20 protein-coding genes are annotated in these 19,686 nt (G+C 49.8%); 14 read left to right on the top strand and 6 right to left on the bottom strand.

What is annotated here, in order from left to right; all coding sequences use genetic code 11:
- Positions 1-5: 5 nt before the first annotated feature.
- Positions 6-1,595, top strand: a complete 1,590-nt coding sequence (locus AB9H23_RS06380) for a GTPBP1 family GTP-binding protein (protein ID WP_370004561.1) — start codon at positions 6-8, stop codon at positions 1,593-1,595.
- A gap of 26 nt (positions 1,596-1,621) precedes the next feature.
- Here AB9H23_RS06380 and AB9H23_RS06385 read toward each other — a convergent pair whose 3' ends face one another.
- Positions 1,622-2,494, bottom strand: a complete 873-nt coding sequence (locus tag AB9H23_RS06385; protein ID WP_147671435.1) for a TIGR00269 family protein — start codon at positions 2,492-2,494, stop codon at positions 1,622-1,624.
- Between the two features lie 11 nt (positions 2,495-2,505).
- On the opposite strand from AB9H23_RS06385, the gene AB9H23_RS06390 reads away from it, so the two are divergent.
- Positions 2,506-2,808 carry an MTH1187 family thiamine-binding protein gene (locus AB9H23_RS06390; protein WP_013296353.1) on the top strand — a complete coding sequence of 101 codons (303 nt, stop codon included), beginning with the start codon at positions 2,506-2,508 and terminating at the stop codon, positions 2,806-2,808.
- Positions 2,809-2,966: 158 nt separating this feature from the next.
- Here AB9H23_RS06390 and AB9H23_RS06395 read toward each other — a convergent pair whose 3' ends face one another.
- Both AB9H23_RS06395 and AB9H23_RS06400 read right to left on the bottom strand, forming a co-directional pair.
- The gene (locus AB9H23_RS06395; protein WP_370004562.1) at positions 2,967-4,055 is read right to left on the bottom strand and encodes a DegT/DnrJ/EryC1/StrS family aminotransferase; all 1,089 of its coding nucleotides are present in this window, start codon (positions 4,053-4,055) and stop codon (positions 2,967-2,969) included.
- Between the two features lie 131 nt (positions 4,056-4,186).
- Positions 4,187-5,086 carry a CPBP family intramembrane glutamic endopeptidase gene (locus tag AB9H23_RS06400; RefSeq protein ID WP_013296355.1) on the bottom strand — a complete coding sequence of 300 codons (900 nt, stop codon included), beginning with the start codon at positions 5,084-5,086 and terminating at the stop codon, positions 4,187-4,189.
- A gap of 291 nt (positions 5,087-5,377) precedes the next feature.
- Between AB9H23_RS06400 and AB9H23_RS06405 the strand changes: the two genes are divergently transcribed.
- Entirely contained in the window at positions 5,378-6,523 is a 1,146-nt protein-coding gene (locus AB9H23_RS06405; RefSeq protein ID WP_147671431.1) for a tRNA (guanine(10)-N(2))-dimethyltransferase, read from the top strand.
- A gap of 38 nt (positions 6,524-6,561) precedes the next feature.
- Here AB9H23_RS06405 and AB9H23_RS06410 read toward each other — a convergent pair whose 3' ends face one another.
- Complete coding sequence (locus AB9H23_RS06410; RefSeq protein WP_013296357.1) at positions 6,562-7,248, bottom strand: hypothetical protein; 687 nt, start codon at positions 7,246-7,248, stop codon at positions 6,562-6,564.
- Between the two features lie 125 nt (positions 7,249-7,373).
- On the opposite strand from AB9H23_RS06410, the gene AB9H23_RS06415 reads away from it, so the two are divergent.
- The 7 genes from AB9H23_RS06415 (at position 7,374) to cofG (ending at position 13,212) form a co-directional block, all read left to right on the top strand.
- Positions 7,374-8,048, top strand: coding sequence for a DUF4013 domain-containing protein (locus AB9H23_RS06415; protein ID WP_370004563.1), 675 nt, complete (start codon positions 7,374-7,376; stop codon positions 8,046-8,048).
- 220 nt (positions 8,049-8,268) lie between these two features.
- Positions 8,269-8,742 (top strand): Lrp/AsnC family transcriptional regulator, encoded by a 474-nt coding sequence (locus AB9H23_RS06420; RefSeq protein WP_370004564.1) that lies wholly within the window; start codon positions 8,269-8,271, stop codon positions 8,740-8,742.
- Positions 8,743-8,774: 32 nt separating this feature from the next.
- Positions 8,775-9,770, top strand: coding sequence for a histone deacetylase family protein (locus tag AB9H23_RS06425; RefSeq protein ID WP_370004565.1), 996 nt, complete (start codon positions 8,775-8,777; stop codon positions 9,768-9,770).
- A 12-nt stretch (positions 9,771-9,782) separates the two neighbouring features.
- Positions 9,783-10,451: a DUF2100 domain-containing protein gene (locus tag AB9H23_RS06430; protein ID WP_370004566.1), complete on the top strand. Its 669-nt coding sequence runs from the start codon at positions 9,783-9,785 to the stop codon at positions 10,449-10,451.
- 263 nt (positions 10,452-10,714) lie between these two features.
- Complete coding sequence (mptA, locus tag AB9H23_RS06435) at positions 10,715-11,671, top strand: GTP cyclohydrolase MptA (RefSeq protein WP_370004567.1); 957 nt, start codon at positions 10,715-10,717, stop codon at positions 11,669-11,671.
- Positions 11,672-11,679: 8 nt separating this feature from the next.
- The gene (locus tag AB9H23_RS06440) at positions 11,680-12,117 is read left to right on the top strand and encodes a DUF2120 family protein (RefSeq protein WP_370005971.1); all 438 of its coding nucleotides are present in this window, start codon (positions 11,680-11,682) and stop codon (positions 12,115-12,117) included.
- A gap of 21 nt (positions 12,118-12,138) precedes the next feature.
- Positions 12,139-13,212, top strand: coding sequence for a 7,8-didemethyl-8-hydroxy-5-deazariboflavin synthase subunit CofG (gene cofG, locus AB9H23_RS06445; protein ID WP_370004568.1), 1,074 nt, complete (start codon positions 12,139-12,141; stop codon positions 13,210-13,212).
- Between the two features lie 60 nt (positions 13,213-13,272).
- On the opposite strand, the gene AB9H23_RS06450 is transcribed toward cofG, so the two are convergent.
- Together AB9H23_RS06450 and AB9H23_RS06455 are read right to left on the bottom strand one after the other, a co-directional pair.
- Positions 13,273-13,827, bottom strand: a complete 555-nt coding sequence (locus AB9H23_RS06450) for a DUF429 domain-containing protein (protein ID WP_321211133.1) — start codon at positions 13,825-13,827, stop codon at positions 13,273-13,275.
- A 9-nt stretch (positions 13,828-13,836) separates the two neighbouring features.
- Positions 13,837-14,562: a class I SAM-dependent methyltransferase family protein gene (locus tag AB9H23_RS06455; protein ID WP_321211134.1), complete on the bottom strand. Its 726-nt coding sequence runs from the start codon at positions 14,560-14,562 to the stop codon at positions 13,837-13,839.
- Between the two features lie 143 nt (positions 14,563-14,705).
- On the opposite strand from AB9H23_RS06455, the gene AB9H23_RS06460 reads away from it, so the two are divergent.
- The 4 genes from AB9H23_RS06460 to purM all read left to right on the top strand — a co-directional run bounded on the left by AB9H23_RS06460 (position 14,706) and on the right by purM (position 19,684).
- A complete protein-coding gene (locus AB9H23_RS06460; RefSeq protein WP_370004569.1) occupies positions 14,706-15,797 on the top strand; it encodes a formate--phosphoribosylaminoimidazolecarboxamide ligase in 1,092 nt (363 codons plus the stop codon).
- Between the two features lie 207 nt (positions 15,798-16,004).
- Positions 16,005-16,637, top strand: a complete 633-nt coding sequence (gene psmB / locus AB9H23_RS06465) for an archaeal proteasome endopeptidase complex subunit beta (RefSeq protein WP_147671422.1) — start codon at positions 16,005-16,007, stop codon at positions 16,635-16,637.
- 73 nt (positions 16,638-16,710) lie between these two features.
- Entirely contained in the window at positions 16,711-18,621 is a 1,911-nt protein-coding gene (locus AB9H23_RS06470; RefSeq protein ID WP_013296370.1) for a beta-CASP ribonuclease aCPSF1, read from the top strand.
- Between the two features lie 46 nt (positions 18,622-18,667).
- Positions 18,668-19,684, top strand: a complete 1,017-nt coding sequence (purM, locus tag AB9H23_RS06475) for a phosphoribosylformylglycinamidine cyclo-ligase (RefSeq protein ID WP_370004570.1) — start codon at positions 18,668-18,670, stop codon at positions 19,682-19,684.
- Positions 19,685-19,686: the final 2 nt, after the last annotated feature.

The following is a 19,686-nucleotide window of genomic DNA, read 5'->3' on the forward strand; positions in this document are numbered from 1 at the left end:
GAGATATGATAGAAGATATCCGATCATTCACATCACCCGGTGAGAGGAGAAACATAGAATTCAAGAAGGCACTCTCACCCGGGTATCATCTGAAGATGGACCGGAAGAAGAGCCTCATCTCCCAGATGAAGTACCGTATGGAGAGGGGCGGTGGAAGGGCCGTATACCTCCTTGGCGTGGAGGACAGCGGTGAACCGGTTGGCCTCCCTGATGAGGAACTGAAGGAGTCAGTTGAGGTCCTCAAAAAATTGAGTCAGGAGATAGATGCCATTGTGGAGGAGGTTAACCTCCATGAGGGAACCCACGGCAGGGTTGCCGAGGTGATAATCTCAAGGAAACAGAAAACAGAAAGGGAACACCTCCTCATAGGTGTCGCCGGCCATGTTGACCATGGAAAGAGCACACTCCTAGGTACACTCACAACGGGAACCCCCGACGATGGAAGCGGTAAGACAAGGATATTCCTTGATGTCCAGAAACACGAGATAGAAAGGGGCCTATCAGCGGATCTATCCTTCGCCATATATGGATTCAGGGATGGAAGGGTCATAAGACTCAAAAATCCCCTGGACCGGAAGGAGAAATCAGGGCTCATGGATAAGGCCGACAGGGTAATATCCTTCGTTGATACCGTTGGACATGAGCCATGGCTGAGGACAACAATAAGGGGGATTGTGGGGCAGAACCTGGACTATGGCCTCCTGACCGTTGCCGCTGATGAGGGCCCAACACATATAACAAGGGAGCACCTGGGTATAATGATTGCAATGGAGCTCCCCGTGATCGTTGTGCTCACAAAAACCGACATGGCAACCCCCTCCCAGAGGAGGGGTGTGCGGGCGAAGATATCTGAACTCCTTAAACTGGTTGGGAGGATACCCTTCCATGTGACCGGAAGGGACTCTGCACGGGAAATAGCCGGCAAGATGAACCAGCATATAGTACCCATAATAGAGACATCCTCTGTCACAGGGGAGGGCCTTGAAGTCCTGGATGAACTCTTCCTCAACCTCCAGGTTAAGCGTGACGTCAACGGGGACGAGAAGCCGTTCCTCATGTACATAGACAAGGTATACACCATCAGGGGTGTTGGAACCGTTGTCAGTGGAACCATCCAGCAGGGCCTTGTCAGGAAGGGTGATACCCTGCTCCTTGGCCCCATGAATACCGGGAAATTCAGGGAAGTCACCGTTAAATCCATCGAGATGCACCACTACCGTATAGGCTGTGCAGAGCCAGGACATATAGTTGGAATATCCATCTCAGGGGCATCCGCCGATGAAATAGAGAGGGGTATGATACTGGCCCACCCTGACTATGAACCAGAGGCGGTCAGGGAATTTGAGGCCGACGTGGCCATACTGGTGCATCCCACAACCATAAAGGCGGGCTATGAGAGCGTAACCCACATTGAAACAATAGCCGAGACCACCATACTGGAACCCCTTGATGCAGAGTTCATGTCAGCCGGTGACAGGGGCAGGGTGAGGATGAGGTTCAAGTACAGGCCCCACCATGTGAAGGAGGGTCAGAAGATAATCTTCCGTGAGGGAAGGAGCAAGGGTATCGGCTCAGTTACCAGAATCCTGGAATAAACAGTTTATCAAACAAAAGCCTCTGCCTAACGATCCGCTTCTCCTATAATTTCAAGGAACTCACAGGCCTTACATTTAATCCCTGACGCTGGTTCTCCGCAGATTGAACACTCTCCAATCCCATAATCCTCCGCCAGAGGCTGGAATGTGACCTTTAATGATTTCATGATCATCTCCTTTACACCGGGACTATCTGATTCTATCCGGTTAAGGAAATCCCTTATCCCTGCCCTCATTGATCTGCTGGAGTAGGGACAGGGGGCACTGTGAAATTTCACATCATTGAGCTCAGCCCAGAGCCTGACATCCTCCTCAGGTGTGCTCCAGAGGGGTTTTATCCTCGGTACCATCCGGGGGTGTATCCTCTGAAGTTTCGGGCCGAACTTGGAGAACTTCCTCACATCCCCCCTTGCAAGGCTCATGATGAATGACTGAACCTCGTCGTCCATGTTGTGGCCCGTTGCAATCTTTGATGCTCCTATTTCCCTGGCTGTCCTGTTGAGTATCCACCTCCTGAAGACACCGCAGGGGATGCAGGGGCTTCTGAACCCTTCCAGAACATCGTCAAGTTCAAAGTTGAATTCATCCCTGAATGATTTCTCTATGAGTTCAACCCGCCTTATACGGGCGTTTTCCCTTGCTGCGAGAACCCCCTCCCCCCTGTAGCCCTCTATACCCTCATCAACCGTGATGGCTGTGAGTTCAAAATCCAGTTCCTCCCTTAAATCTGAGAGCACATGGAGTGTCAGCACACTGTCCTTGCCGCCTGAAAGTGCCACTGCAACGTGTTCTCCCCTCTCTACGAGTTTATGTGATTCCATGAGACCTCTTATTCTGGCCATGATTCTCCGGTTGAATTCCTGAACATCCATGGAACCTATATATAAAACAGCCGACATATATATTCACCATGATAACCGCAGAGCTCACCATAATACCTCTCGGTACAGGCAGCACTTCCCTCAGCGGTTACGTGGCCGCTGCAGTCAGTGCCCTCGAGAAAATGAACGTGAGGTATGAGATCTCAGGTATGGGGACTCTTGTTGAGGCCGGTGACCTGGATGAACTCCTTGAGGCTGTTAAGGCGGCCCATGAGGCCGTCCTGGAGGCGGGCTCAGAGAGGGTCTACACAACAATCAAAATCGATGATAGAAGGGACACCGACAGGGGCCTCAGTGACAAGGTTGAATCTGTAAAGAAAAAGCTCCAGTAAGGAAAAATGTTCCTTAATAACGGCTGAGTCTCTGAAACTCCCTTAAGTGTTATTCAGTAGTTTAATTTTTAAATGTACATCCTCATGGGGCGTTACATATAAAAAATAGAATTATGCCAGGTTCTCAACACCACACTGCACCTGAGATAATAAGAATGTTAGTTCTGCCCGAAGAAATCCCTGACAGAATCCACAATCCTTTCAAGGTCCTCATCAGTAAGGGCAGGGTGTACCGGTAGCGATAGGACCTCCTCCGCAGCCTTTTCACTGACCGGACAGCTGGCATTGAAGCCCATCCTCCGGTAGAGTTCCTGCCTGTAGATGGGTTTCGGGTAGTGAATCCCGGTACCTATGCCCCCCTTGTTGAGGAATTCCATGAGCCTGTCCCTTGAACCCGGAACCCTCAGGGTGTACTGGTGGAAGACGTGTTTAACCCCCGCTGCAACGTGGGGTGTTGATACTCCCTCAAGGTCCCTGAGGCTATCTGTGAGGTACTCTGCATTTTTGATTCGCCTTCTGTTGAAGTCTTCAAGTTTTCCTAGCTGGGCTATGCCAATGGCCGCGGCAATATCGGTCATCCTGAAGTTGTAGCCAAGGTAAGCGTGATTGTAGCGCTCTGTCTCCCCGTGGGCCCTCAGAATCCGTGCCATTTCTGCAATTTCCTCATTATCAGTTGTTATCATCCCGCCCTCGCCTGTTGTGATGTTCTTTGTTGGGTAGAAACTGAAGCATGCGGCATCCCCCATTGAACCCACCATCCTCCCATGATACTCTGCACCATGGGCCTGGGCAGCATCCTCAATCACCAGGAGGTCATGATCAGCAGCCAGGTCCAGGATGGGGTCCATGTCGGCGGGCTGTCCGTAGAGGTGTACGGGTATTATTGCCCTTGTGCTGGGTGTTATGAGTTCCTCGATCCCCTCAGGATCTATGTTGTAGGTTTCGGGATCTATATCTGCAAATACAGGCTCAGCACCAACGTATAGGGCTGCGTTTGCCGTTGCAGCGAAGCTGAATGGTGTTGTTATAACCTGGTCCCCTTTTCCAATCCCTGCGGCCAGGAGGGCGAGGTGGAGGGCTGTTGTCCCTGAACTTGTTGCAACAGCGTGTTCCGTACCCACGCAGGATGCAAACTTCTCCTCAAATTCCGCCACCCGTGGTCCCTGGGCAATGAATCCCGATTTAAGTACCTTCACGACTTCCTCTATTTCCTCTTCATCGATTATGGGAGTAGCAACCGGTATCATGTGAACACCTGAGTAAGAGTTACTGAGTTATTAGTTTCTCACTGGAACTTAAAAAGTGATACCCTAACCCTGCAATCAGTTAAAATGTGATAACCCAACCAGGTTACTCCGATTCAGTGGGTTATCAATCCTCATCCACGGTACCTCAGAACATCCAGCACATCCCCATAGCGTCCCCTGAATAGTATGGCCACAAGAAGAGCCGATGCAAGGATCAGTGCCAGTGGGGAGGCGTAGGGATCCGATGGGCTTACCATCAGGGATGGAAGGTTTCCAAGACCGGCCTCCGGGGAGCTGTGTATAACACTGACATAGAGGTTGTTTGCAATATGCACCCCCATGGCGAGTTCCACACCATCATCTGCGAGTGTTATGAGTGCAAGTACCAGCCCAATGATGAATGTGCTTGCTGTTATTGAAAGGCTCATTGTAAGGTTCGTGCCATTCCACCAGTGAAGGATTGAGAATATAAGTGAATTCATGATCATCAGTGGGATGGGCCTCTTAATGATCATCCACATCCCCTGCATGAGGTATCCCCTGAAGAATATCTCCTCAAAGGAAGCCTGCACAGGAAATGCAAGTAATGCAAGTATCAGAAGCCACCAGAATGCTGGTGTGAACTTAAGTCTGACGGAAGACGGATCCATCACAATCGAGATCAGGTCAAGGATCCCGACAATAATAAACCAGGCCACCCCTCCACTGAGTATCCGCCTCCAGTCGACACTACCCCTTGAGTTCACGGCTGATATGAAATCACGCCTGTGGATGAACTTCAACCCAACGTAGAGAAAGAACATTGAGGTAGAAAAGGCCACTGCCACCATGATGAGTAAAGCTGGCCAGCTGAAGCCCGGGATGTCCCCAAATGCATCCATTCTCCCTGTGATTATGAGGATGGCCACCAGGAATAACCCCACCATAAAACCGGCGCCCACATTGGACACCACGAAGCTAAGGAGCACCGTCAGCATATAACGCCATGGCTCATTTCTTCCAGTGTAGACTCTGTCCAGAAAATCCCTCATTGATTCACCGGCCCTCCTACTAAATCCTGTCTGAGTATCACAGTAATCACTAAATCATCCGGCACTAATAAACATATTGATGTTAGTCGGGTTGGATGCTGATCCCTGGTATGTAACTGAGATTGATGTGAGTCTCAATGTTGGATGCTGATCCCTGGTATGTGACTGCGTTTCATTAGGGTTGCTCCCAGAGTATAAGAATGTGAATGTTAATCGAGTTTCATTTATTGGATGTAAGTCCCGAACTATAACTGTGGATTATTATCGTGTTTAGGTAGGGAAGTGTTGAATATGATAACCATAAATGAGGGTTCAGTCACAATTGAGGTTCCGGATTTCAGTAAGGTATCATCCAGGGCCCCTGTCTTCTATAACCCTGTGATGGAGTTCAACAGGGATGTGTCGGTGCTCGCGGTTCAGGCCTTTCAGCGGATACTTGATAGGGAGATAAGTGTAGCGGATACATTCTCAGGGAGCGGCATAAGGGCCATAAGGTACCTGGTGGAGGTTGATGGTGTCTCTGAGGCCGCTGCAAATGATATAAACCCCCTTGCAGTTGAATGCATAGAGCATAATTCAGAGCTGAATTCTGTATCCCCCCTGGTCAGCAGGGAGGATGCTGCTATCTTCCTCAGAGGGAACCCCGGCCGCTTTGATGTTATCGATGTGGACCCCTTCGGGACTCCGGCGCCATTCATGGACTCTGCGGCGGCATCCGCCAGGAACAGGTCACTCCTTGCTGTTACCGCCACGGACACCTCGGGTCTCTGCGGAACCTATATAAAACCCTGCCTCAGGAAGTACTCGGCAAGGCCCCTCAAAACAGAGTACTGTCATGAGACAGGGCTGAGGATACTTGCAGGTTTCACTGCAATGAACCTTGCCAGGTACAGTAAGGGTGCATCATTCCTTCTATCACACAGCAGCCAGCACTACATGAGGATCTATGCCCATGTGAGGAGGGGTGCCAGGAGGGCCGATGAAACCCTCAAAAACATTGGCCACATGCTCCACTGCTTCAGCTGCCTTCACCATGAAGATGTGAGGGGCGTGCCTGAAGACAGAAAATGCCCCCTCTGCGGGGCTAAAATGGATGCTGCCGGACCCCTCTGGCTCGGGGACCTGCATGATGAAAAATTCATCGGATCCATGATGGCTGAAGCTAAAAATAAAGCCCTCAATAAATCAGAGGATGTCCTGAAACTGCTCAAGACCTGTATTGGGGAGGTGGGAATGCCGCCCGGATTCTATGACGTCCATGAGATCTGCAGCAAGCTGGGTGTGAGTGCCCCCCCTCTTATGGATGTTATGGGTGGTCTTGGGGAGGCAGGGTTCAGGGTTTCAAGGACCCATATAAGGCCAACCGGCATAAAAACAGATGCAGGGGTCAGGGAGATTGAGGAGATCATAATGGACCTCCACGGTTCCCGTTCGTAGTCCTACAATTCAAATCCCTATTCAACCAAAAACTGTGCTCATTCATAGTTCAGCATGTTGTGGGTGTAGTAGTACTGAAGGGCCCTTGCATTCTTGATTTCAAAGTTCCGGTAGGGGTTGTTGAGGTAAGGGAAGATTATTCCCCTTATAACATAGTAGTATGCTGCGATGGGCCCGTACTCTTCCCTTGCAATTTTGTAGTACAGGGGGAAACCGCACCCCTGGTTTATGAAAATGTCCCCCTCCCTAACAGTCCCGTGGTACACCATTGGTATGGGGCCCACCTGCCCGTGCTCCGCGGCCCTCTCCTTTATATAAGCCAGTGCCTCATCCAGTGTATCAAATTCCTTACCATCTGAACGGTAGGTCCACTTGTCGTCAGGGACACCATATATTCCCTCCTGCCAGACCTCATTCCAGTCTATGCCAGGATTGTACTGCTTTTTCTCGACGTATGCAAGTTCAAGGATGTAGACATCCCCCTCCATGTAGCAGCGGTAATTGGAGCTTCCCCCATAGTGGACAACAAGGATGCACCTTGATCCCCTTTCCCGGGCATAATCTGCAAGCAACTTTGAGTGTATGTGACCAGGGTACATGTCGGGGTTTGCGATTTTAACGAATCCGAGCCTCCCCAGTGGTTCAAAATCTCCTGAAGTGGATGTAAAGTAGAAGTAGCCCCCGACGATCACCAGCAAAGCAACGATTAGTATCCCCTTCTTCATCCATTCACCCGCTCCGTTGTATATTAACTGTGCAGCGATTTATATCTTCCTCTAAACAGATTAGGCAGTTTTATATATAATCATTTATATAGTTTTAGCTGCGGGAATCCGCGGAGGTGTGAAAATTGGATATAGGTGAAATCGTAAACGACGCCATAAGGTATCCCTCCAGTGACTGGAAGAAGGTCATAATACTGGGTGTCCTTATGATAGCCAGTGTTGTCATACTACCCATCTTCCTTGTCATGGGATACGGCTTCAGGGCCCTCAAGGCCTCAATAGCGGGTTTTGATGAGCTTCCTGAATTTGATGAATGGGGTGAAATGTTCGTTGATGGATTAAAGGTCTTCGTTGTCCAGATAGCATACATGATAGTTCCACTGATAATAATATTTGCAGGTACTTTCGGATCCCTAACAATGGTTTCACCGGATACCGGTGTTATTACAAACCCCACAGCCTTCACAGGTCTTGGGGGTACCGTGATAATCGGTGTGATACTTGCAATAATCCTTGGACTCATAGAGGCCATCGCAATAGCACACATGGCCTACAATGACAGTGAACTTGGAGCGGCATTCAGGTTCAGTGAAATACTGGATGTGATCTCCCAGATCGGATGGCTCGACTACATCATCTGGTACATCGTTGTCGGTCTCATCGCAGCTGTTATTGCATTCGTTGCGGGCCTTCTGAACGCAATACCCATCATCGGTACCATAATAGCAGTGCTCATAATATACCCCTACATCCAGCTCTTCTGGAACAGGGCACTTGCACTCAGGTACGCCTACGAATAGATTAACCCTTTTTTACTTTTTCCTGTTTCAGCTAAACATTTATAAGGGAATACCATTCATATCAGGCACAAGTTTATTTGCAGGCAGATGGGTTTCAGCTAAACATTTATAAGGGAATACCTCCTATCTATAAAAGTTAATAACTTCTTCTAAAGCACTGTAATTTAAAATAGTTTATAATATAACTTCCATAGGTATACATTGTTTAGTGGTGATTCCAATGGATGATGATCTAGTCAAAATCGATGATATTGACAGGAAAATAATAGACCTCCTGAATGAGGACGGACGCATGTCCTACAGGAACATCTCAAGGATACTCGATGTCTCGGTGGGTACTGTGCACAACCGTGTTGAGAAGCTGGTCAAGAAGGGTGTTATAAAGAAATTCGTGCCAGTAATAGACCACTCAAAACTTGGATACAAACTCACAGCCATAATAGGTGTGAAGGTCAAGGGTGGGGTCCTGAGGAACTGGGAGACACGGACAGCCTACCACAAAAACGTCCTTGCAGTCTACGACGTCACAGGAGAATTCGATGCCATACTCATAGGGAAATTCAAGGATACCGGGGAACTGGATGGCTTCATCAAGGGTTTGCTGAGTGAGGGTGACGTTCAGAGGACCTACACCCAGACAGTCCTCAACATAGTGAAGGAGGACATGACCTCCACCAGGATGATAGGCGATTAATTATTTATTCCCTTGCACCAAAAAATTCAACCATGGCCATTATACACTCCAGCACCTATGACCTCCACAACAATGAGGGCCATGTTGAGAACAAGGAAAGGACAGGTGCAATCATTGATGCCCTGAAGTCTTCGGGGCTTCAGCTGAAGTTCATGGAACCAAGGATGGCGGGGATCCATGATATCCTCATGGTCCACAGCAGCGTCCATGTGGAGTACCTGGAGGTGTTCTCAGGGAGGGGCGGTGGATGGCTGGACTATGACACCTACATGACACCCGAGAGCTTCAGTGTGGCGAGGCTCGCCGCAGGTGGTGCCATGGTCGCGGCTGAGGAGGCGCTGAAGGGTGGATGGGGATACTCCGTTGCGAGGCCCCCTGGTCACCATGCCACCTATGACAGGTCCATGGGTTTCTGCATATTCAACAACATCGCCATAGCCATTGAGCACAGCCGCAGGAACCTCGGGATTTCAAGGGCGGCTGTGATTGACTTTGACGTTCACCACGGGAACGGAACATCCAGCATATTCTACACCGACCCGGAAGTCATGTATGTCTCGGTCCATCAGGACCCCAGGACACTCTTCCCCGGGACCGGCTTCATTGGGGAGATAGGAGACAGGGAGGGTGAGGGCTTCAACCTCAACATCCCCATGCCCCGGGGTTCAGGGAACAGCGACTATATCTGGATACTCTCAGAGGTGCTCCCACAGGTACTCAGTGAATTCAGAGCAGATATGTTATTCGTATCTGCAGGGTTCGATGCCCACAGGATGGATCCACTGGCAGATATAAGGGTGGATGAGGAGTTCTTCTCATGGATGGGATGGTTCATCCATGAAACAGGGATGCCATGCGCAGCTGTGCTTGAGGGGGGCTATGACCTGCAGGCCCTTGGAAACTCGAATGTCTCATTCATGGGGGGCCTTGAGGGTTCCAGTGTTAAGGTGGAATATGAGAGGTCACCGGCGGTGGCTGAAATCTTCAATGAGATTAGCGATGTGTTTTCACCATTCTTCAATTTCTGAGAGGGTCAGAAGATGGAAAAAATCAGAGTTAAACAGGCAGAGGAGCTTATAAGAAAATCATGCGCGAATATCCGGAGGGAATCCAGGTTCAGGGACCCCCATGATGGCGTCATAGACACCAGAAAATTTCAGGAGGCCCTGATGGAACTCATTGAAGCCGAGGACCATATATACGCCAGCCTTCCATCACATGAGCTCACCGGGGAAGATGTATACGATTTCTGCAGGAGGCTCATGGCTGCGAGGGAGGCCATTGACGGCATGCTTGCAGATTTCGGTGTCATTGAACGTGAAGACCCATCTGAAAGGATAAAGAAAGCTTCGAAGGGTAAACTTATAATTGTGAACAATTCCTCAGTTAAAAAGCTCCTTGTTAAGGTCGGCGTTGAACCTGGAAATATCCTGGTTGCAGGTGCACCTCTCTCAGTGGATGACATGAAGAAGATAAACCCCAGAATCCCTGATGCTGCCCTTAAGGGCATAGAGAAGAAGATAGAGCACCTTAAGAATGACATTGAAAGGAAGCTTGAAGACCTTGGGGAAATCCTTGTTATTGGGGAGCCCGATAAAAGCACAAGCCTCCTTGCATCAAGGGCGGAGGAACTGTATGGTGCCGGTGTGAGGCTGGATGAGAATATCAGGGACCTCAGCCCTGAGGAGATACTGAAGCTCCTCTCATAGAACCGGAAGACCGTGTCTGAGGATATCTCCCATGGTTGGTTCTGGTGGCAATGATACCTGCAGTTCCATACATGATCGGGTCCATGTAGCCTACCCTCCGTGATTGTATCCATTCAGAAGGCCAGACTGAAGCCCGGCGAATAAACCAGCATCGGTGTAATATCCTTTCACAGAGAACTCATAATCACCGGACAAGTATATAAGCAAAGTTTTCATACTATACTTAAAACCTAGGTAACCATTACTGTTATGGGGTGTAAAATTTGGGTTTAGTTTGTTTTCCAGATACACAGGACAAGATTCCTAGCATCCCCGTTCACCTTACAAGGGTGGGTGTTACAGGTGTTAAGAAGCTTCTGAAGATAGAAAGGGATGGTAGAAGACCCATAATACTTCTTCCAACATTCGATGCATTCGTGGACCTCCCGAGCAGGCAGAGGGGGATCCACATGTCAAGGAACCCCGAGGCCATAAGTGACGTCCTCGAGGAGGTTGTTGAAAACAGTGCCCTTGAACTGGAATCCCTCTGCGCGGAGATAGTCAATGAACTCCTCAAAAAGCACAGGTACGCCCGCAGAGCAGAGGTGAGCATGAAGAGCGACTTCATGTTCATGAAGAAATCCCCTGTCACCGCTAAGAAGAGCCAGGAGATGACAAAAATCATGGCAGACGCCATCGGGTACAGGGACGATGACGGTATAGTGATACGCAAGATGATAGGGGCAGAGGTGGTGGGGATGACCGTGTGCCCCTGTGCACAGGAATCGGTTAAGGAAACATCCCGTCAGAATCTCCTGGAATTCCTTGACCCTGAAACAGTTGAAAGGGTTCTTGACTGTGTATCCTTCGCCTCCCACAACCAGAGGGGGCGCGGCATGATAATGATAGAGGTCCCTGAGGACCAGACGATAAGGGCCGAGAACCTCATAAACATCATAGAAAGCTCCATGAGTTCACCTGTCTATGAACTCCTCAAGAGGCCTGACGAAAATGCCGTTGTTGTGAGTGCCCATGAGAACCCCATGTTCGTTGAGGACTGCGTCCGTAACATGGTTCACAGGATAGTCAGCGAGTATCCCCACCTCCCCGACGATACAATAGTCACCGTAAGGCAGATAAACGAGGAGAGCATACACAGACACAATGCCTTTGCTGAGAAGGTTGCAACGATGGGGGAACTTAGATACGAGATAGAGGAACTTAACGGATCAGAGGAGTGATAACCTTGATGAAACTGCACAGGATAGCCGGGGAGATCATGGGTTACTTTGAAGCGTTTGAGGGCTCAAGACCTGCCCTTGACTCAAAGGAGATACTCATAGTAAGGGGAATGTCAAGAAAGAGGATGAACATTGAGGACATGGGCAGGGAACTTGATGGCCTTATAGAGAAACTGGGTGCAGAGGAACTGGAGCTCATATCCGAGGAGGGCACAGCCCTCATTGGTGTGATGGATGAGCAGATAAGGTCCTGTGTTGAGGTAGGGACAGAAACCGATATCGGGGGTATCCACAGGCTCAAGGAGGCCCTTGAGGATATGAACTTCAGCGTGAATTACAGGCTCTGCATGACAGAGGATACAGGGCTCTTTGTTGTTCTCTACAGGGACAGGAGTGGTGTGGGACCCTGCTTTGTTGAGGTTGTTGTCTCTGATATTTCAGATTAAACTTATTTTAGCGGTGCTTCCATGGTTCTTGGAAAGGAAGAAATCCTGGAACTTCTCTTTGTTGACGGCCCTGAACTACTGGACCTCATGAAGCGTGTCTGTGAGCCAGGCGAGGTGACCTACTCAAGGAATGTCTTCATACCCCTCACAAGGGCCTGCCGCAACCGCTGCGGCTACTGCACCTTCAGGTCAGACTCCCCTGACCCCCCGCTCATTCCCCCAGGGGACGTCCTCAGGGATGTCAGGATGGCCAGGGATATGGGGTGCACAGAGGCCCTCTTCACCTTCGGTGAGAATGCACATGAGTTCCCTGACGTGATGGAGAAACTCGAAGAACTCGGATTCCGTGATATGGTTGACTATGCCTATCACCTCTGCAGCGCCACACTGGATCATGGTCTTCTGCCACACACAAATATGGGTGTCCTTGGCTACAGGGATCTCAGGAGGCTCAGGGAGGTGAACGCGTCCATGGGCCTCATGCTTGAGTCTGCAAGTCCCCGGCTGATGAAGGAAGAGGCACACCGTGAAAGCCCGGGTAAAGATCCTGCCTTAAGGATAAAGATGATAGAAGACGCTGGGCGCCTTAAAATACCATTCACCACAGGGATACTCGTGGGTATAGGTGAGACAGTGGAGGAGCGGGCTGAATCACTCCTTGAACTCAGGCGTATCCAGGACAGGTACGGTCACCTGCAGGAGATAATAATCCAGAACTTCCGGGCAAAGCCAGGGATACCCATGGAGCGCCACCCAGAGCCCTCACTCCTTGAAATGGTGAGGATGGTTGCTGTGGCCAAGCTCCTCTTTCCCGATGTGAGCATACAGGTGCCCCCAAACCTCAACAGGGAAACAGGTGAGGTCTTCCTGCTTGCAGGTGCAGATGACTGGGGTGGTGTTTCACCGCTGAGCAGGGACTACGTGAACCCGGAGGCCCCCTGGCCAGAGATAGATGAACTTCGAAGGCTCACAGAGTCTGCTGGTTTCACGTTAAAGGAGAGGTTACCGGTTTACAGGAAGTTCATCAACCGTGATTTTTTAAGTCCAAAGGTCATGGAGACAATAGAAAAGCTTTACCCTGAATTCCTTGTATGAAACCCTTCTTTGAGAATTTATGGGTCCCTAAGGGGTTGGTTTATCCAACTGTTTTTTAGATTATGATTCCTCAACCTTTGGGAGTATTATGGTTCCCTCGGAGGGATCCCCTAATTCCATGAAATTTCCCTCTGAATAGAGGAGGGCGACCAGTGCAGCCGTGAGGGCGTCCCTCTGGTGTATGCTCATGGTGGAGGTATCACAGAGTTCCAGCTGCAGCCCTGCATTTTCCAGCATCCCCTCTGCTGTCCTGGGGTGTGTCTCAATAACCTCCACCCCACGGGATTCAAGTGCCTCCCTTATCCTGATACCCCTCATGGTGAGCTCCCTCATCCCCCTCCAGGTCAATGGTAGAACACTGCCATACCTTCTGATCTCAAGGTCAGCCCTTCTGAAGTGGCCATGCCTGCTGCAGCTGCAGTCACTCCTGAGGCAGCAGCGCCCTCTGGGAAGTGAGAGTGGCGCGTCAACCGCCACTGTATCTGCGGATTTCACTGAATGGATTATCTCATCAAATGAGAAGACACTGAACACCTTCACCTTCCCACCATCTATTATGGCCACGCCTGTCTCGTTTTCATGAGATGCAGCCAGATCAACGCCTGCAACAGACACCGCTACCCCTCAGTGGACCCTTACATCCAGGACAACATGCCAGACACCCGGCGAGTACTTCTTTATAACATGCCTGTCAAGAACAGACACCCTCCTTGGGTGTGCTGCCCTTTCAATCCTCTTAAGGGGCCTTGAGAACATTATACTCTCAGGGACAGTTTCATGGTAGTGTAAAACGCCCCCCTCATTGACGCATTCCAGCGCAGCTTCAAGGAAGTGGTGGGTGGTTCCAACATAACCCATTATAACCCGGTCAGCGTCCAGTTCAGGGGCGATGGAACGGCAGTCGCCCAGGTGTGGTTTCACGACCCCCTCAACCCTGTTGAGTTCTATATTGGATTTAAGGAATTCAAATGAGTCAGGGTTTATCTCTATGGAGTGAACCCTCCTAGGATTTGAGTGGACCGCCACCGGTATCGAAAAGTAGCCTATACCCGCAAACATGTCAACAACGGTTTCGCCGTCCTCCACAAGTCCGGGTATTCTGGCCCTCTCATTTATGTTGCCCCTTGACCACATTACCCTGGAAAGGTCTATCCTGAAAAGGCAGCCGTTTTCCCTGTGGATTGTCCCGGTGCATTCACCTGCAAGGACCCTGACCCTGGGCTTCCTCAGGGGTCCACGTATCCCCTCAACAAGGAGAACACCCCTCACACCGGGCATTTCAAGGAATCTTTCAGGGTCCTCAACATCCCTGTTTAGAACTATAATGTCCCCTATCCTCACCCATTTCATGTTTTCACTGCTAGGAGGGCTTTCTGAAAAATAAATCCATAAATGTTCTTCTTCATCAAAGTATTTAATGGCTTCTGTTGAAGGCAAAAAAGATAACTAGCATGAAATCCAACCCTTTATATATAAATTTGAGGGGTTTTTTTATGAGTAAGGTAAACCGTGATGAGATACTCAGCATCCTTGATGGATACAGCAGGGAAGACATAACAGTTGCAACCCTTGGCAGCCACACATCACTTCACATACTCAATGGTGCAAAACAGGAGGGCTTCAGAACCGCTGTGGTATGTGAAAAGGGCCGGGAGGTACCATACCAGCGGTTCAGGGTTGCAGATGAATTCATAATTGTTGATAAGTTCAGTGACATTGTAAATGATGATGTTCAGGACAAATTAAGGTCCATGAACAGTATAATAGTTCCCCACGGATCATTTGTGGCCTACGCAGGCCTTGACCATATCGAAAACGACTTCTATGTCCCCATGTTCGGTAACAGGGACATACTGAGATGGGAATCCGAACGCGACCTTGAGAGGAAACTCATGAAGGAGGCTGGTATAAGGATACCCCTCAAGTACACTGACCCCGAAGAAATAGACAGACCAGTGATGGTCAAGTTCCCGGGGGCCAGGGGTGGCCGGGGATACTTTGTGGCTTCCAGTACAGAGGAATTCAACGATAAAATCGATTCAATGATTGAGAGGGGCTGGATAACCGAGGACGATGTTGATGATGCCCACATTGAAGAGTATGTATCCGGTACGAACTTCTGTATCCACTACTTCTACTCAATAATGAACGATGAAGTGGAGCTCATGGGTATGGACAGCCGCTTTGAGTCAAACATCGACGGCCTTGTGAGGATCCCTGCAAGGGACCAGCTTGAGATAAACCTGGACCCATCATATGTTATAACAGGTAACCACCCTGTTGCAATGAGGGAATCACTGCTTCCCCAGGCATTTGACATGGGCGACCGTATGGTTGAGGCAGCCAGTAAAATCGTGCCCCCCGGTATGAACGGCCCATTCTGCCTTCAGACCATGTGCACAGATAACCTCGAGATCGTTACATTCGAGATGAGTGCCCGTACAGATGGGGGAACAAATACCTTCATGCATGGATCCACCTACAGTTACCTCCTCCATGGGGAGGGGATGAGCATGGGGCGGCGTGTTGCAAGGGAGATAAAGGTGGCCTCAGAGACAGACCGCCTGCCTGAAATCATAACATAGCACCCCCACTTTCATTCTGGATCCGGAAAATCCTGAAATGATAACCCCCTTAACCTTATTTTATTATAAAAAAATCGCAAAGTTTAATAAGGACCTCCAATTTATATAAGGTACAGAACTTTTATGTCCTCATGGACAGCCACTTACATCATAAAACACAATTAAGAACTGGAGCTGGTTTTTTATTATTTTTATTGAGGTGTATTTATGAAAGATGAAAAAACGCTGAAAGGCACCACAACTGTTGGCATAACATGCAAGGATGGAGTTGTTTTTGCCACAGAGAGAAGGGCCAGCATGGGCAACCTCATAGCCCACAAGGCCACAGACAAGATCTTTAAAATAGATGAACACATAGCAGCCACAATAGCGGGCTCAGTTGCAGATGCCCAGAGCCTCATGAAATACCTCAAGGCAGAGGCTGCCCTTTACCGCATGAGAAACTCAGAAAGGATAAGCATAGAAGCTGCAGCTGCACTTGCAGCCAACATACTTCACTCATCACGTTTCTACCCATTCATTGTACAGACACTCCTCGGTGGTGTTGATGAAACAGGTGCAAAGATATACTCCCTTGACCCATCAGGGGGTATGATACCTGACAGGTTTGTATCCACAGGTTCAGGTTCGCCTGTGGCCTACGGTGTGCTTGAGGACAGGTACACCGATGAACTTTATGTTGATGATGCGATTGACATCGCCATAAGGGCCATAAAGTCAGCCATGGAGAGGGACACCTATTCAGGCAACGGCATCCTTGTGGCGACTGTCACAGAGGAGGAAGGCTTCAGGATGCTCAGCCCAGAAGAAATCCAGAAAAGGCTTGAAGACCTCAACTGATTTTTTCCTGTTTTTTTAATCTGCAGTAAACGTCCCGTTTACTGTTGATCCCCTGTTTTTTAGAAGTGATCTTATGGTTTCAGAGATGCTTGAAGAAATCAAAAGGACAATAATGCAGAGACTTCCTGAGAGGGTCCAGGTTGCAAAGGTGGAATTTGAGGGACCCGAGGTCGTCATTTACACCAAGAACCCCGAGATAATAACCGAGAACGGTAACCTCATAAGGGACATTGCAAAGGACATACGCAAGAGGATAATAATAAGGTCCGACCGTTCGGTACTCATGGACCCTGAGGAGACCATAAGGAGGATCCATGAGATAGTACCTGAGGAGGCGAAGATAACCAACATATCCTTTGACGATGTCACCTGCGAGGTCATCATCGAGGCAAGAAAACCAGGGCTCGTAATAGGTAAGTACGGCTCAACATCCAGGGAGATAGTCAAGAACACTGGATGGGCCCCCAAGATACTGAGAACACCTCCAATATCCTCTGAAATAATAGAGAGGATACGCAGAACCCTCAGGAAGAACAGTAAGGAAAGGAAGAAGATTCTGCAGCAGCTTGGAAATAGAATACACCAGAAACCAAAATATGAGAATGACTGGGCACGGCTTACAGCCATGGGTGGCTTCAGGGAAGTGGGGAGATCCTGCCTCTACCTCCAGACCCCCAACAGCAGGGTCCTCCTTGACTGTGGGGTGAACGTTGCCGGTGGGGATGACAGGAACTCCTACCCCTACCTCAATGTCCCTGAATTCACACTGGACAGCCTGGACGCGGTAATAATAACCCACGCCCACCTTGACCATTCAGGTTTCCTGCCCTACCTCTACCACTACGGATACGATGGGCCCGTCTACTGCACAGCCCCAACCAGGGACCTCATGACGCTCCTGCAGCTTGACCACATAGACATAGCCCACAGGGAGGACGAACCACTTCCATTCAACGTTAAACACGTGAAGAAGAGCGTCAAACACACCATAACCCTGGATTACGGCGAGGTGACCGACATAGCACCGGATATACGGCTGACACTCCACAATGCAGGCCACATCCTGGGATCGGCAATGGCCCACCTCCACATAGGCGACGGCCAGCACAACATGGTCTACACAGGGGACTTCAAGTATGAGCAGAGCCGGCTCCTTGAACCAGCAGCCAGCAGGTTCCCGCGAATTGAAACCCTGGTGATGGAGAGTACCTACGGTGGACACGAGGACGTGCAGCCACCAAGGACACGGGCAGAGAAGGAACTTGTGAAAACAATCTACTCCACCCTTAAAAGGGGCGGTAAGATACTCATACCGGTATTCGCGGTTGGAAGGGCCCAGGAACTCATGATAGTCCTTGAGGAGTACATAAGGACAGGTATAATCGATGAGGTCCCGGTATACATAGACGGTATGATCTGGGAAGCCAACGCCATCCACACGGCAAGACCCGAGTACCTCAGCAAGGACCTCAGGGACCAGATATTCCACATGGGCCACAACCCCTTCATCTCAGAGATCTTCCATAAGGTCAATGGTATGGATGAGCGCAGGGAGATCGTTGAGGGAGAACCCTCAATAATCCTGTCAACATCGGGTATGCTGACAGGCGGAAACTCCCTGGAGTACTTCAAGTGGCTCTGCGAGGACCCCAAGAATTCACTGGTATTTGTGGGTTACCAGGCCGAGGGCTCCCTTGGTAGGAGGATCCAGAAGGGGTGGAAGGAGATCCCCCTCAAGGATGAGGAGGACAAGATGCGGGTCTACAATGTGAAGATGAACATAAAGACCATTGAGGGTTTCAGCGGTCACTCAGATAGAAGACAGCTCATGGAATACGTGAAGAGAATCTCACCCAAACCTGAGAAGATACTGCTCTGTCACGGTGATAACTACAAGACCCTTGACCTTGCATCCAGCATCTACAGGACGTACCGCATCGAAACAAAAACACCGCTGAACCTTGAAACAGTACGTATACAGTGAGGCTAACTATTTAGATGACCTTAAACTATTCTTTAGTGGTGATTGAATGGTAACCTATTCAGAATCCGGCGTGGATATAGACCTGGAGGAGCTGACCGTATCACGCTTAACCTCCCGGCTTAAGGACACACTCAGATACTGCGACGTTATAAGCGGGGCCGGCCACTTCGCAGCCCTGGTCAGGATGGGTGATGTGGCCATAGCCATGAGCACCGACGGTGTCGGTAGCAAGATACTGGTCGCTGAGATGATGAACCGGTACGACACCGTGGGGATTGACTGCATCGCAATGGTGGTAAACGATATACTCTGTGTGGGCGCAAGGCCGGCGGCACTCGTTGACTACCTCGCCGTTGAAGAACCAGACCCTGATGTTGCTGATGAGATAGGTAAGGGCCTTGCAAGGGGTGCTGAAATCGCACAGGTGGCCATAATAGGTGGTGAGACAGCCTCACTACCAGGTATAATCAGAAACCTTGACCTTGCAGCCACCGGGATCGGTTTTGTGGATGTGGACCGCATAATAACCGGTGAGAATGTTGGGGAGGGTGACGCTGTTATAGGCCTTGAAAGCAGCGGCATACACAGTAACGGCCTGAGCCTTGCCCGTAAGGTGTTCTTTGATGAGCTGAAACTCTCAGTGGACGATGAAATGCCAGGCTCCACTAAAACAGTGGGCGAGGAACTCCTTGAACCCACAAGGATCTACGTGGATCCCGTAATGAGACTCCTTGAGTCAGGGGTGAGTGTCCATGGCCTTGCCCACATAACAGGAGGGGGCTTCGGGAACCTCAAGAGACTCAACAGGGACGCCGGATACCATCTTGATTCCCTGCCAGAACCACAGGAGATATTCAGGACCATCCACGAATCAGGGGTCGATATAACAGAGATGTACAGGGTTTTCAATATGGGTGTTGGCTTCTGTGCTGTCGTCAGCCAGGATGACCTTGACGACGCCCTTGATGTCCTTGGTGACGGCGCCCACCATATCGGTAACGTAACACCCAGGAAAGCGGAGGTTGCCCTTAAAACTTACACTGGTGAATCAATAAAACTTTAGGA

It is taken from the genome of Methanothermobacter sp. KEPCO 2, from assembly GCF_041228365.1.
GTDB lineage: Archaea > Methanobacteriota > Methanobacteria > Methanobacteriales > Methanothermobacteraceae > Methanothermobacter > Methanothermobacter marburgensis.